The 15,130-nt window shown below is 38.3% G+C and carries 14 protein-coding genes; all 14 read left to right on the top strand.

The window, feature by feature from the left end:
• The 14 genes from ACIP9C_RS07455 to fliE all read left to right on the top strand — a co-directional run bounded on the left by ACIP9C_RS07455 (position 1) and on the right by fliE (position 15,073).
• On the top strand, positions 1-1,896 hold the full coding sequence (locus tag ACIP9C_RS07455) for a hypothetical protein (protein ID WP_401009486.1): 1,896 nt from the start codon (positions 1-3) through the stop codon (positions 1,894-1,896).
• Complete coding sequence (locus ACIP9C_RS07450) at positions 1,893-2,201, top strand: EscU/YscU/HrcU family type III secretion system export apparatus switch protein (RefSeq protein ID WP_340825865.1); 309 nt, start codon at positions 1,893-1,895, stop codon at positions 2,199-2,201. Before ACIP9C_RS07455 ends, ACIP9C_RS07450 begins: the two co-directional genes overlap by 4 nt.
• A 155-nt stretch (positions 2,202-2,356) precedes the next feature.
• Positions 2,357-3,517 (top strand): ADP-forming succinate--CoA ligase subunit beta, encoded by a 1,161-nt coding sequence (sucC, locus tag ACIP9C_RS07445; protein ID WP_401009485.1) that lies wholly within the window; start codon positions 2,357-2,359, stop codon positions 3,515-3,517.
• Positions 3,518-3,534: 17 nt separating this feature from the next.
• Complete coding sequence (gene sucD, locus ACIP9C_RS07440) at positions 3,535-4,437, top strand: succinate--CoA ligase subunit alpha (RefSeq protein WP_173477774.1); 903 nt, start codon at positions 3,535-3,537, stop codon at positions 4,435-4,437.
• Positions 4,438-4,692: 255 nt separating this feature from the next.
• Positions 4,693-5,589, top strand: coding sequence for a DNA-processing protein DprA (gene dprA, locus ACIP9C_RS07435; protein WP_401009484.1), 897 nt, complete (start codon positions 4,693-4,695; stop codon positions 5,587-5,589).
• Between the two features lie 91 nt (positions 5,590-5,680).
• Entirely contained in the window at positions 5,681-7,759 is a 2,079-nt protein-coding gene (gene topA / locus ACIP9C_RS07430; RefSeq protein ID WP_401009483.1) for a type I DNA topoisomerase, read from the top strand.
• Between the two features lie 18 nt (positions 7,760-7,777).
• Positions 7,778-9,091, top strand: coding sequence for an FADH(2)-oxidizing methylenetetrahydrofolate--tRNA-(uracil(54)-C(5))-methyltransferase TrmFO (gene trmFO, locus ACIP9C_RS07425; protein WP_337981913.1), 1,314 nt, complete (start codon positions 7,778-7,780; stop codon positions 9,089-9,091).
• Between the two features lie 285 nt (positions 9,092-9,376).
• Positions 9,377-10,276 carry a tyrosine recombinase XerC gene (gene xerC, locus ACIP9C_RS07420; RefSeq protein WP_340825860.1) on the top strand — a complete coding sequence of 300 codons (900 nt, stop codon included), beginning with the start codon at positions 9,377-9,379 and terminating at the stop codon, positions 10,274-10,276.
• Positions 10,277-10,298: 22 nt separating this feature from the next.
• The gene (hslV, locus tag ACIP9C_RS07415) at positions 10,299-10,844 is read left to right on the top strand and encodes an ATP-dependent protease subunit HslV (RefSeq protein ID WP_024362042.1); all 546 of its coding nucleotides are present in this window, start codon (positions 10,299-10,301) and stop codon (positions 10,842-10,844) included.
• On the top strand, positions 10,844-12,244 hold the full coding sequence (gene hslU, locus ACIP9C_RS07410; protein WP_401009482.1) for an ATP-dependent protease ATPase subunit HslU: 1,401 nt from the start codon (positions 10,844-10,846) through the stop codon (positions 12,242-12,244). Before hslV ends, hslU begins: the two co-directional genes overlap by 1 nt.
• 86 nt (positions 12,245-12,330) lie before the next feature.
• Positions 12,331-13,110 (top strand): GTP-sensing pleiotropic transcriptional regulator CodY, encoded by a 780-nt coding sequence (gene codY, locus ACIP9C_RS07405; protein WP_024362040.1) that lies wholly within the window; start codon positions 12,331-12,333, stop codon positions 13,108-13,110.
• Between the two features lie 775 nt (positions 13,111-13,885).
• On the top strand, positions 13,886-14,278 hold the full coding sequence (flgB, locus tag ACIP9C_RS07400) for a flagellar basal body rod protein FlgB (protein WP_401009481.1): 393 nt from the start codon (positions 13,886-13,888) through the stop codon (positions 14,276-14,278).
• Positions 14,279-14,281: 3 nt separating this feature from the next.
• Positions 14,282-14,743: a flagellar basal body rod protein FlgC gene (flgC, locus tag ACIP9C_RS07395; RefSeq protein ID WP_401009480.1), complete on the top strand. Its 462-nt coding sequence runs from the start codon at positions 14,282-14,284 to the stop codon at positions 14,741-14,743.
• Positions 14,744-14,767: 24 nt separating this feature from the next.
• The gene (gene fliE / locus ACIP9C_RS07390; protein WP_401009479.1) at positions 14,768-15,073 is read left to right on the top strand and encodes a flagellar hook-basal body complex protein FliE; all 306 of its coding nucleotides are present in this window, start codon (positions 14,768-14,770) and stop codon (positions 15,071-15,073) included.
• The last annotated feature ends 57 nt before the right edge of the window (positions 15,074-15,130 follow it).

Below are 15,130 nucleotides of genomic sequence, written 5' to 3'. Positions count from 1 at the left end.
ATGACAGCTACATCGTTTAATCCGATACAAACACAACCAACTGCCCAAATGCAAGCCAATCAACCGCTTGCATTAAAGCAAGGACAAGTATTTCATGGCACGATTAAACAACTATATCCAGATCAAACGGCAGAAATTCAGGTTGGTAATCAAAAACTCATTGCTAAACTTGAAGTACCGCTTAAAGCAGGGGATGCACATTTCTTTCAAGTAACAGGTACAAGTCCGCAAACTGAGTTAAAGGTAGTTACAGGACCAATGGGACAAGGGGTTTCCTCGAGCCAGCAAATAAATCAGCTATTAGATTCGATGAATTTGCCAAAATCGACGGAAATGCAGCAGGTGTTAGCGCATTTTATAAAGGCACAGATACCGATTTCTAAGGAGCAGCTTCTCCAGGCGGAGATGTGGATGAAGGCATTACCCGAAGGTGTGACAAAAATGGATGCCTTGCAAGCCCTACAAAAAATGGTCGAACTGAAAATGCCGATGCTTCAAGATGTATTCCAAGCGCTTGTTAGTGGGCAAAAAACATCCGGTATGACGGCTATAATGGATACCTTTACACAGCTATTAGCAAAGGATACCGTACTGCAAGAAAATATGAAGCAAAATTTAATGCAACAAGTAACAGCAATTGCAAAGCCATTCGAAGCAGAAACGGGGGCATTAGTGCTCGCAAAATCTATTCAACTTTTAACGAATAATGCTACATCTGTGAGCGAGCGACTACAAGCTTTAAATTTGTTAAAGGAAGCAGGCATTTTGCCGCAACAGGCAACTTTACAAAATTGGACGTCTTTAAATGATGCAAAGTCTGTGCAACAAGGTCAACTTCAGCAGGCTGGCCAAGTAATCCAGACTATTTTAGCGGCAAAACCAGAAAATAAAGCTCAGCTTATTGACCAGCTAAAATCTTGGGCAGCAAGTCAAAGTTTATTGACGAATGAACAAAAGCTACAACTTAACCAAATGATTGATAGATTTAACCAATTACCAACTAATAAACAAACGTTAGAGATTTTTGCAAAGCAAATGCAGGAGCAACTAATCAAGGCTTTTGCACAAAATACACCTGATCGATTATTTACGCAAGATGCTAATGGGCTTTCTGTAAAAGAACATTTATTATCGTTGTTTAAGCAACAAACAACTTTGCCAGCACAAAATGAAGCGCTAATGCGAAATCTTATGAAGACGAGTATTGAAGCACCACAGCCAGGGATTCAGCGAATGCTGACAGAAGCTGATGCACATGTACGAAATTCAATGGATAGTAAGGCAATGGAACATGCGCTTAAAACGGTATTAAAAAGTCTAGGTATTAGCTATGAGGCCACCCTTAGTAGTAAATCAGCCGATTTACAAACGATTGCACACCAATTAAAGCCCCAGCTCCATACGTTGCTTCAAGAAGCGCAGATTACACCTCAGCTAAAGGAAGCGGCTGAAATGTTAATGACACGTATGAATGGCATGCAACTCGTGTCAGGAGAAAATGGTCATCAACACCAACTTGTGATGCAAGTACCACTCGAGTTTTTCGGTAAGAAAATGGACGCGACACTACAGTGGAATGGTCGTATGAAGGATGATGGAAAAATTGATGCTAACTATGCGCGGATATTATTTTATTTACAGATGGAATCAATGAAGGAAACCGTTATTGATATGCAAGTTCAAAATCGTGTCGTAACTGTCACTGTATTTAATGAGCAATCCAATATTATTCCACTGGCAGATTCACTAAAGGAAGCATTAAAAATAGGTCTAGCAAAAAAAAATTATCAGCTTTCGGGAGTCTTTATTAAACAATTTGAAAAAGCACAACTAGAAAAAACACCCCCTGTAGTACAACAGCAGGAGGAAAATAGTGGGGTGGATTTCCGTATATGAGTGAAGAAAAAAAGACGCGTAAAGAAGCAATTGCCCTTACTTATAAGCTAGGACAATTTGATAGCCCCTCTGTCGTCGCAAAAGGTAAAGGGAAGGTGGCAGAAAACATATTGGCACGTGCAAATGAGCATAATGTGCCTATTTATGAGGATCCGAACCTTGTCCAATTGCTTGGACAATTAGATTTAAATGAGTCAATTCCTGAAGAATTATATCAAGCTGTGGCAGAAGTATTTGCATTTATATATCATTTAGACCAAGAACATAGCAAAAATATAGAAAAAATAAAGTATTCTGATTTTTAGAATTCTCTGTTTTAGTACACAAAGTAGAAGAAAACGTCATAATTTTAGAGAATTTTTGAACGAAAGACAAAGTGTAGACTTTATCAGAATGTTTCGTTAGAATAGATTATGTTAGTAAAACAATTTTATGCAAATGTTTGATGGGAGGATGTATTATGAATATCCATGAATATCAAGGGAAAGAAATTCTGAGAAAATATGGTGTTGCAGTACCTAATGGAAAAGTTGCTTTTTCCCCTGATGAAGCAGTGAAGGTAGCGAAGGAACTTGGCTCAAATGTTACTGTAGTCAAGGCGCAAATTCATGCAGGTGGACGCGGTAAAGCTGGTGGTGTCAAAATCGCAAAAAACCTTGATGAGGTGCGTACGTACGCAAAAGAGTTATTAGGTAAAATTTTAGTAACTCATCAAACAGGTCCAGAAGGAAAAGAAGTAAAGCGCTTGTATATTGAAGAGGGCTCCGATATTCAAAAAGAGTATTATTTAAGTTTAGTATTAGACCGCGCTACATCTCGTGTAACTGTAATGGGATCAGAAGAAGGCGGCATGGATATTGAGGAAGTAGCAGAAACAAATCCTGAAAAAATCTTCAAAGAAGTTGTTGATCCAGTAATCGGACTTACAAGCTTCCAAGCACGTCGTATGGCGTTTAATATGAATATTCCAGCAAACCTAGTAGGTAAAGCTGTTAAATTAATGTTAGGTTTATATCAAGCATTTATCGACAAAGATGCTTCTATCGTAGAAATTAATCCACTTGTTGTTACTGGACAAGGGGACGTTGTAGCACTAGATGCTAAATTCAATTTTGATGCAAATGCATTGTATCGTCATAAAGATATTGTCGAATTACGCGATTTTGATGAAGAAGATCCAAAAGAAATCGAAGCGTCAAAATATGACCTTAGCTATATTTCTCTAGATGGCAACATTGGCTGTATGGTAAATGGTGCAGGTCTAGCGATGGCAACGATGGATACAATTAGTTACTACGGCGGCAGTCCCGCTAACTTCCTTGATGTTGGGGGCGGCGCAACAGCTGAAAAAGTAACAGAAGCATTCAAAATTATCCTTTCAGATCCACATGTAAAAGGTATTTTCGTTAATATTTTTGGTGGAATTATGAAATGTAACATTATCGCTGATGGTGTAGTAACTGCAGCCAAAGAAATCGGTTTATCTGTACCGTTAGTAGTACGCTTAGAAGGTACGAACGTAGAGCTTGGTAAAGAAATTTTAAATGCATCTGGTTTAAACATCGTAGCAGCAGATTCAATGGCTGACGGTGCACAAAAAATTGTGGAACTAGTGGGCTAAGGAAGGCAGGGAGAACAATGGCTGTATTTATTAATAAAGATACAAAGGTAATTGTACAAGGGATTACAGGCGAAACAGCGCTATTTCATACGAAGCAAATGCTTGATTATGGTACAAAAATCGTAGCAGGCGTAACACCTGGAAAGGGAGGTCTTGAAATTGAAGGCGTACCTGTATTCAATACTGTAGCTGAAGCAGTAGCAGCAACAGGTGCGACGACATCAGTTATTTATGTACCTGCACCTTTTGCAGCAGATGCAATATTAGAAGCTGTTGATGCTGAACTAGAATTAACAATTTGTATTACAGAGCATATTCCTGTCCTTGATATGGTAAAGGTTAAACGCTTTATGGAAGGCAAAAAAACACGCCTAGTTGGTCCGAACTGTCCAGGCGTTATTACAGCAGATGAATGTAAGATTGGTATTATGCCTGGCTATATTCATACAAAAGGACATGTTGGGGTTGTTTCTCGTTCTGGAACATTAACGTATGAAGCAGTTCACCAATTGACACAAGCTGGTATCGGTCAAACAACTGCTGTAGGTATCGGAGGAGACCCTGTAAATGGGACTAACTTTATCGACGCACTTGAAGCATTCAACAATGACCCTGACACATATGCAGTTGTAATGATTGGGGAAATTGGCGGTACTGCTGAAGAAGAAGCAGCAGAATGGATTAAAGCAAATATGACAAAACCAGTCGTTGGCTTTATCGGTGGACAAACTGCACCTCCAGGAAAACGTATGGGACACGCAGGTGCCATTATTTCTGGTGGTAAAGGAACAGCTGCTGAAAAAATTAAGGCTATGAACGAAGCGGGTATTGAAGTAGCTGAAACACCATCTGTTATCGGTGAAACACTAATTAAAGTAATTAAAGAAAAAGGGCTATACGAAAAATGTAAAACCCATTAAAATGGAAGATGTAGCACATTGCGGCTACATCTTTTCTCTTTTTCTCTGTCTAAATGGTAGTGTTTGTACTATTCCTTCCCTATAGGAATGTTCAACACTAGAAACTCGATGATAAAAGTCGAGTAGGTGAAGCGGCAAGACAGGGCGTACTCTCTAGTGTGCATATGAGTGTATACACACATCGTTTTCTACTTTTTTGTGATGAAATGAAAATTGCGGTCATTTAATTTCTTCTATTATAAAGGAGGTTTTTAAATGATTTTCTCAGTAGATACTCAGAGACTGCTAGCTATGCATTATGTATATCCATTACCACTCCAAAAACTTCAACAGTTATTGTCCCCGGTGGATGTATTAAGTTATTTTGAAGAAGCACACCCTAACGAGATTGCAAGCTCACTGCAAATAACGAGGCAAAAGGCTATGCGAATTTCTCAAAATTTCCAGCGCGTTATGAACTTGCCAGTTCAAGAGGTTTACGCACAAGCAAATATTTTCCCCATACCTTTTAATCACCCATATTTCCCGGCGCAATTATTTGAAATACCTAGTCCACCTACTGTATTGTATGTGAAAGGTCAGCGCGACCTGCTGGAAAGAGATAAACGGATAGCTATAATAGGCTCTAGAAAGGCTACAGCATATACTAGAGTTGCAATAGACTTAATCGTCCCACCGCTCATTGAACACGAATACACGGTCGTGAGTGGGCTTGCGCGAGGTGCAGATACAATGGCGCATGAGGCAACAATTAAGTTTGGAGGCAGCACAATCGCAGTGCTTGGACATGGTTTTAATTTTCTATACCCAAAAGAAAACCGAGCGCTCGCTTGTAAAATGGCTGAGAACCATTTACTTATTACAGAGTACCCACCTTATATTAAACCGGCAAAATGGCAATTTCCTATGCGTAACCGATTAATAAGTGGTTTGTCTCAAGCATTAGTTGTAACGGAAGCGGCACTAAAGAGCGGGACGTTAATTACTACAGAATGTGCATTAGAGCAAGGAAAAGATGTATTTGTTGTACCAGGACCGATTAATGCAGAGCAATCAAAAGGGACGAATAAATTACTATTAGAAGGAGCAATTCCCGTATGCGATGGTCACCAAATCGTTGAAACACTTTCGCTCTTTTCTAGCAAAAATTGAAAAAAAGTTGCATTATCTTAAAATCTGTTATACATTTTGCAACAGGTAACTTAAAAAATTAGCAATAGACCTCGCTAAGGGGGAGACATAGATGGCGGATTATTTAGTGATTGTAGAATCACCAGCAAAAGCAAAAACAATTGAACGTTATTTAGGAAAAAAATACAAAGTAAAAGCATCGGTCGGGCATGTGCGTGACTTACCACGTAGCCAGATGGGCGTTGATACTGAAAATAATTACGAACCTAAATATATTACAATTCGTGGTAAAGGGCCTGTTTTACAGGAACTTAAGTCTGCGGCTAAAAAAGTGAAGAAAGTCTATCTAGCGGCCGATCCAGACCGCGAGGGAGAAGCAATTGCTTGGCACCTTGCGACTGCATTAAATATTGATATTAACTCAGACTGTCGAGTTGTTTTCAATGAAATTACAAAGGATGCAATTTTAGATTCTTTTAAAAATCCTCGTGCCATAAATATGGACTTAGTGGATGCACAGCAAACACGTCGTATGCTTGATCGACTTGTAGGCTATAATATAAGCCCAATTCTTTGGAAAAAAGTTAAAAAGGGCTTATCAGCAGGGCGTGTGCAATCCGTAGCACTACGTATGATCATCGATCGTGAAAACGAAATAAAGAACTTCCAACCGGAAGAGTATTGGACGATTGAAGGCTCCTTTGAAAAAGGTAAAAAGACATTTGATGCACTGTACTATGGTAACGGCAAAGATAAAATAAAATTATCAAATGAAGAGCAAGTAAAGTCCATTTTAAAAAATGTTAAAGGTACAGCATTTGAAGTCGTAAATGTGACGAAAAAAGAACGTAAACGAAATGCCGCACCTGCTTTTACTACATCTTCTTTACAACAGGAAGCAGCGCGGAAGCTAAATTTCCGTGCGAAGAAAACGATGATGCTTGCACAGCAATTATATGAAGGTATTGATATTGGTAAAAAAGAAGGTACAGTCGGTTTAATCACGTATATGCGTACAGATTCAACACGTATATCTGAAACTGCAAAGACAGAAGCGGTTTCTTATATTGAGACGAAGTACGGAAAAGAATATATCTCGACAGAAACGAAGCAGGTTAAAAAGGCATCGAATGCACAAGATGCCCATGAAGCAATTCGTCCGACAAGTACGATGAGAACACCAGATGAGTTAAAAACAGTACTTAGTCGTGATCAACTACGTTTATATCGTTTGATTTGGGAGCGCTTTATTGCAAGCCAAATGGCGCCTGCTGTATTAGATACAGTTGCTGTAGACCTTCAACATGGTGATGTTTTATTCCGAGCAAATGGCTCACAAGTCAAATTTGCTGGATTTATGAAACTATATATAGAAGGTACAGATGATCAAACAGAAGAAACGACGAAACTTCTACCTGAAATGGAAATTGGCGATCAGGTGAAATCACTTGAAATCGAGCCGAAGCAACATTTTACACAACCACCACCACGTTACTCAGAGGCTCGTCTTGTGAAAACAATGGAAGAGCTAGGAATAGGGCGACCATCGACATATGCACCGACCCTTGATACAATTCAACGCCGTGGCTATGTTGTGCTAGATACAAAGAGATTTATGCCAACAGAGCTTGGTGAAATCGTCCATCAACAAATGCTGGAATTTTTCCCTGATATCATAAATATCGAATTTACAGCAAAAATGGAACAAGATCTCGATGAAGTTGAAGAAGGTATTCGTAAGTGGGTTGAAGTTATCGATGATTTTTATAAAGACTTCGAGGTTCATGTAAAGCATGCAGATGCTGAAATGGAGAAAGTAGTCATTAAAGATGAACCAGCTGGTGAGGATTGCGAGAAGTGTGGTTCACCAATGGTATTTAAGCTTGGTCGCTATGGGAAATTTATGGCTTGCTCGAACTTCCCAGACTGCCGTAACACAAAAGCTATTATGAAGCCAATTGGGGTTAAATGTCCTTCTTGCGAAACTGGCGAAATTGTGGAACGCAAAAGTAAAACAAAGCGCTTATTTTATGGATGTAATCAATATCCAGAGTGCGAATTTGTTTCATGGGACAAGCCAATTAGTAGACCGTGTCCGAAATGTAGTGCATTATTAGTAGAGAAAAAATTAAAAAAAGGTGTGCAAATTCAGTGTACGAAATGTGACTATGAAGAGACACCAACTCAATGATAGGAAGATGGTAAGAAAATGACTGAACAAGTTGTAAATGTAATTGGAGCAGGCCTTGCAGGTAGTGAGGCGGCTTGGCAAATTGCTAAGCGTGGTGTAAAAGTTAAACTTTATGAAATGCGTCCAGTAAAGCAAACACCTGCCCACCATACTGATAAATTTGCAGAGCTTGTTTGCTCAAACTCGCTACGTGCAAATACGCTAACAAATGCTGTTGGTGTTATTAAAGAAGAAATGCGATTATTAGATTCTGTTATTTTAAAAGCGGCCGATGCATGCTCCGTACCAGCAGGTGGGGCACTAGCAGTAGATCGCCATGAGTTTGCAGGCTATGTAACAGAAGCGGTAAAAAATCATCCGTTAGTGGAAGTAATTCATGAAGAAGTAACTGAAATTCCAGAAGGTATTACGGTTATTGCCACTGGTCCACTAACTTCAAAAGCATTAGCTGAAAAAATTCAAGGTTTAACAGGTCTAGACTATCTGTATTTCTACGATGCAGCAGCACCGATTATTGAAAAAGATAGTATCGATATGGATAAAGTTTATTTAAAATCTCGTTATGACAAAGGTGAAGCGGCTTATCTAAACTGTCCTATGACAAAGGAAGAATTTGATCGTTTCCGCCAAGCGTTAATCGAGGCAGAGGTTGTCCCATTAAAAGAATTTGAAAAAGAAATTTATTTCGAAGGCTGTATGCCAATTGAAGTAATGGCAGCGCGCGGTGAAAAAACGATGTTGTTTGGACCGATGAAGCCAGTAGGACTTGAAGATCCGAAAACAGGTAAACGACCATATGCTGTTGTACAACTGCGCCAAGATGACGCTGCAGGTACACTTTATAATATTGTGGGCTTCCAAACACATTTAAAGTGGGGACCACAAAAAGAAGTGCTGCAACTAATACCTGGCCTAGAAAATGTTGAAATCGTAAGATATGGCGTAATGCATCGAAATACTTTCATTAATTCACCGAAAGTGCTAGAAAAAACATATCAGTTACGTGAACAAAAAAATGTTTTCTTTGCTGGTCAAATGACAGGTGTAGAAGGTTATGTCGAATCGGCAGGTAGTGGGTTAATTGCTGGCATTAATGCGGCACGTTTGGCATTAGGACAAGAGCCAATTATTTTCCCATTCGAAACTGCATTAGGTAGCATGGCGCGTTATATAACAGAAGCACAATCGAAAAATTTCCAACCGATGAACGTTAACTTTGGTATATTCCCTGAATTACCACCTGGACGTCGTTCAAAACCAGAGCGCGCGGAAATGCATGCAAACCGCGCAATGAGCACAATTCGAAATTTTGTGAATTCACAAACAATTTAATTGCCAAAAGCCTCTAAAAGTTGATATACTCTTAGAGGCTTTTTCTTTTGTGTAGACAAAATGCTTAATTACACGTATTTTATTATTTTGTATAATGATTTTCTCATAATATAACCATTTTCACTTGCTATATTACGAAGATAGGTATAGTGTCAATATGTATGTTTTTTAAGGATTACTTTAACGACAAATTTATTTAAATGGCAACGTTTGTTTTACCATTTGAATTTGTTGGTAATAGTAATGAGAGAAGGTTACGAATAATTCATTGGTGGTGAATCTTTCATGTTAGTTTCGTCCCAAGAAGCACTTGAACAGTTTATGCTTTACATCCAGGTAGAAAAAAACTTCTCTGTTCATACTGTGCGAGAATATGAATCAGACCTACTAGATTTTTTAGCGTTTTTACAGGCAGAAGGCGTTAATGATTTAGCCAGTGTTGAGTATATACATGCACGACTATATGTAACGAAGTTGTATGATGAAAAGAAAGCAAGAACTTCTGTATCAAGAAAAATTTCATCAATCCGCTCCTTTTTTCGCTTTCTAAATAAACAGCACGGCATGGATGATAGTGCTTTTCGATCGCTATATCATCCGAAAAAAGAATCACGTTTACCAAGCTTTTTCTATGAAGAAGAATTGATGAAGCTTTTTGATGCGAATGTAGGAGATGATTTGAAATCGTTGCGTAATATGGCTATTTTAGAGTTATTATATGCAACGGGCATTCGGGTGAGTGAGCTTACATCCATTATGGTAGCGGATATCGATTTCCGTTATTCTATTGTTCGAGTAATGGGTAAAGGAAGAAAAGAACGCATTATACCATTTGGTCAATTTGCGAGTGTGGCTATACAGCACTACATAGAGCAGGCTCGTCCACGTTTGATGAAACAAACAAATCATCAGCAACTATTTGTCAATATGCGCGGAGGGGAACTTACGCCACGTGGGGTACGTCATATTTTAAATGAAATGATTGATAAGACCTCACTCCATACGAAAATATACCCACATATGCTTCGCCATACTTTTGCTACACACTTACTGAATCATGGCGCAGATTTACGGACTGTACAGGAGTTACTGGGCCACGCGCATTTAACTTCAACACAGGTTTATACGCATGTAACAAATGAGCATCTTCGTCAAACATATATGAATGCCCATCCAAGGGCATAATAGAGGCTAAGGAGGAAGGCAAATGGGACAAATCCATGCGACTACGATATTTGCGGTACATCATAATGGCGGGTGCGCTATGGCTGGTGATGGCCAAGTGACACTTGGGAATGCGGTTGTCATGAAAGGCACTGCAAGGAAGGTCAGACGTCTGTTTAATGGGCAGGTGCTAGCTGGCTTTGCGGGCTCTGTAGCCGATGCTTTTACACTTTTCGAAATGTTTGAAGCGAAATTAAACGAATATAATGGGAATTTACAGCGAGCTGCTGTAGAAGTAGCAAAACAATGGCGTGGTGATAAAATGCTACGTCAATTAGAGGCGATGTTACTTGTGATGGATAAAAGTACACTACTCCTTGTGTCTGGTACGGGAGAAGTTATAGAACCTGATGACGGTATATTAGCGATTGGTTCTGGTGGGAATTATGCATTATCAGCAGGTCGTGCTCTAAAAAAATATGCAGGTGAGACAATGACTGCCCGTGAGATTGCTGAGGCAGCATTAGAAACTGCCGCTGAAATTTGTGTATTTACAAACCATAATATTATCGTGGAGGCACTTAACTAATGACACCACAAAACTTAACCCCAAGACAAATTACTGAGCATTTGGATCGTTTTATCGTAGGGCAAAATGAGGCGAAAAGAGCGGTAGCTATTGCACTACGGAATCGCTATCGTCGTTCTCTACTAGCGGATGATATGAAGGCTGAAGTTATTCCTAAAAATATTTTAATGATTGGACCAACGGGAGTTGGGAAAACTGAAATTGCAAGGAGAATTGCAAAACTAACGAATGCGCCGTTCGTAAAGGTTGAAGCAACGAAATTTACAGAAGTGGGCTATGTTGGACGTGATGTTGAGTCAATGGTCCGCGATGTTGTAGAAGCTTCTCATCGTCTTGTGAAGGAAGAAATGATGGAGTCTGTGAAGGAGCAAGCGGAAGAGTTGGCAAATGAAGCCATTGTAAAATTACTTGTCCCTTCTTTACGTAAAAAACAAGCTATGCAAAATCCGTTTGAAATGTTATTTGGTGGCAAAGAACAACAAACACATGATGATACATCTTCTGAGGAAACGGAAGTACGCTCAAAACGTGCGCAAATCGCTATTGATTTACGCAATGGCAAATTAGAAAATGAATGGGTTACTGTTGAAGTTACTGAACAAAGTCCTTCGATTTTTGATGCATTACAAGGTACAGGAATGGATATGTCTGCCAATAGCGGTATGCAAGATATGTTATCGAGCTTAATGCCTAAAAAACAGAAAAAGCGCCGTGTGCAAGTAAAAGATGCACGTCGTATTTTAATAATTGAAGAAGCAAATAAGCTAATTGACGCAGATGAGGTGTCACAGGAAGCTATTACTAGAGCAGAACAATCTGGGATTATTTTCATTGATGAAATTGATAAAATCGCAAGCAAAGATACGAACTCTTCTGCTAGTGTTTCACGTGAGGGTGTCCAGCGCGATATTTTACCAATCGTTGAGGGTTCAACTGTCACTACGAAATATGGGGCTGTTAAAACAGACTATATGCTTTTTGTTGCTGCAGGAGCTTTCCACATGTCTAAACCGTCAGATTTGATTCCAGAATTACAAGGACGATTCCCGATTCGTGTAGAACTTGAAAAATTAACGAAGCAAGATTTTGTTCGTATTTTAAAAGAACCAGATCAATCGCTTATTTTGCAATATAAAGCGTTATTAGAAACAGAAGGTGTAGCAATCAATTTTGCAGAAGATGCAATTGAACGAATTGCAGAAATCGCAACAGAGGTCAACCAAGAAACAGATAATATCGGGGCACGTCGATTACACACAATTTTAGAACGCTTGCTAGAAGAATTATCGTTTGAAGCGTCTGAAATTGCTCCAGCTCAAATTGAAATAACAGCTGCTTATGTTGATCAAAAATTGGCTGGAATTGTAAAAAACAAAGATTTGTCACAGTTTATATTGTAAGCAAGGCTTGATAGTACCATTCAATTGCGAAAAACTTTAGAATATTAACTAAATACGGTATGGATAATTTATAGGAGGAACATATAATGAATTTATTAGAAAAAACAAGAAAAATTAACTCAATGCTCCAGGCATCTGCGGGTAAACCAGTAAACTTTAAAGAGATGGCTGACACTTTAGGGGACATTATTGATAGCAACGTATATATTGTAAGCCGTAAAGGGAAGCTTTTAGGTATTTCAATTCACCAACAAATTGAAAACGAACGTATGAAAAAAATGTTCGAAGAGCGTCAATTCCCAGAAGAATATACACATAGCTTGTTTACAATTTCTGAAACGTCTTCAAATTTAGATATTAACAATGAACATACTGCGTTCCCAGTTGAAAATAAAGATTTATTCCAAAGCGCTCTAACAACTATCGTCCCAATCGTTGGTGGTGGTGAACGTTTAGGTACATTAATTTTAGCTCGTTTATCAGCTCAATTTGAAGATGATGATTTAATTTTAGCTGAGTATGGTGCTACAGTAGTTGGTATGGAAATTTTACGTGAAAAATCTGAAGAAATTGAAGAAGAAGCACGTAGCAAAGCTGTTGTACAAATGGCAATTAACTCACTTTCATATAGTGAATTAGAAGCGATTGAACATATCTTTGAAGAACTAGATGGTAACGAAGGTTTATTAGTTGCTTCGAAAATTGCAGACCGCGTAGGAATTACACGTTCAGTGATTGTAAATGCATTACGTAAACTTGAATCTGCAGGCGTAATTGAATCACGTTCTCTAGGTATGAAGGGAACTTACATTAAAGTATTAAACGATAAATTCTTAAACGCACTAGCTGAAATTAAAATGAAATAATGAACAAAAGCTCCCTAGTTGAGGGAGCTTTTTCTGTTTGCGTAAGCTATACAAATAGTTAATATAGCAAGCCCTACCACTCTGCTTTGTGTGAGCGAGCGTCGGTTGTTCATAACTGGCACATGTGTCATTTTTGTGAATATCCGATATGTTGTTTCTGCAAAATACTAGGTGGTAGGGCTTGCTTTGTAACAAAAATGATACATAATTAATCTTTAAAAAGTACTTCTTATGTCTTGTAGTCTTTTAACTTTAAAAAATGGAGGCTAACAATAAAAAGGCATTTGTTGTGAAAAGATTGAAACTAAACCTGCCTAAAAGCGTCCACTTGGAGTGAAAATCACTGCCATAGATGGACATATCTTGACCTTTAGTCCTTTTTGTCGAAACGTATAGACGTCCTCAACGGAATTAGAAGGAGTTTTTTTATATTGTCACGTCTAAAATAGTAAAAAGGGACTTTTTTTTACCGAAAAATCCCTTTTTGGTATTTAAATCCAACCCTCTCTAGTAATAAAAAGGGATATAAATGATACTAATACAGTAAACACTGTCGAAATAGTGTAAAATAACTAGAAAAAAGTCGACGCGCTCTGATGCTTAGAGCCAGTAGGTATGGGGCATATTTGTCCTGGTTACCAAACTTAAAAAATAGGGCGTATATACTATTAAAAAATGACAAAAGACAATAGACACTACGTATCATCTTAATTACAATTGTATTATTGGATAAATTAAGAAGTACATAGATTGAAATTAAATGAGGTGAATGGTTTTGAACTTATTTGGAGGAACTATTAGTAGCCTGGAAAACGGACTTTCCTATGCAACTTTGAATCATAAAACAATCGCAAATAACATTGCGAATGTCGATACACCAAATTATAAGGCGAAAAATGTAAGTTTTAAAAATATGTTGGAGAATGAGAAGCAAATTTCTATATCGGCATATCGAACAGATAGTAGACATTATGATTTCGAAATTAAACAATCGACACCAGGTGTCAACAATGTTACTAACTTACGATATCGAAATAACGGTAATGCTGTAGATATGGATGCGGAACAAACGAAATTGGCGGAAAATCAAATCTACTACAATGCTTTGATTGACCGTGTAAATGGGAAGTTAAATACGCTAAATACTGTTATTAAAGGAGGTAAGTAATAAATGTCTATTTTTCATGGAATGAATACTACTGCCTCTGCATTAACGGCACAGCGTTTGCGAATGGATGTTATTTCTTCGAATATGGCAAACGTAGACACTACCCGCGCTAAACAAGTTAATGGGGAGTGGGAGCCATACCGACGGAAGTCTGTTACTTTTTCATCGCAAGAAGGGCGATTTTCGAATTTTTTAAATGTGGCAATTGGTAAAAATGCAAAAAGCGGTGTTGGGAATGGTGTGAAAGTCACGCAAATTAAAGAAGATACTGAAACACCTTTCAAGTTAGTGTATGATCCGACACATCCAGATGCAGATGCAGATGGCTATGTCAGCATGCCAAATGTTGACCCATTAAAAGAAATGGTAGATTTAATGTCTGCTACTCGTTCGTATGAGGCGAACATAACTGTTTTAAATGCAAATAAGTCTATGCTAACAAAAGCGTTAGAAATCGGTAAATAATAAAAAAGAAAGGATGGATACATAATGGCAATTTCGTCCGTTTCACTAATGACACCTACCCAGGTTGTAAATCAAACAAACAAATTAAATACAACACCTTACGAAGCTCAGCAAAGCTTTGCGAATTCGTTAAAAGAGGCAATAGCGAAAGTGAATGATCAGCAAATCACTTCTGATAATCTTACACAAAAGCTAATAACTGGTGAAGATGTGGAGTTGCACGAAGTAATGATTGCATCTCAAAAGGCGAGCATTACATTAAACGCAACAATTGAAGTTCGCAATAAGGTGATTGAAGCTTACCAAGAAATAATGCGAATGAGTGTCTAATTAGAATGAATTGGTGAAGTAAGACGCCAATTCATTTCGTTAGGCTTCCTGTGGAAA

The sequence above is a fragment of the Lysinibacillus sp. NPDC093210 genome, assembly GCF_044753985.1.
Classification (GTDB): domain Bacteria; phylum Bacillota; class Bacilli; order Bacillales_A; family Planococcaceae; genus Lysinibacillus.
Note: the sequence above shows the minus strand (reverse complement) of the source record. Positions and strands in the feature narration are given on the sequence as shown.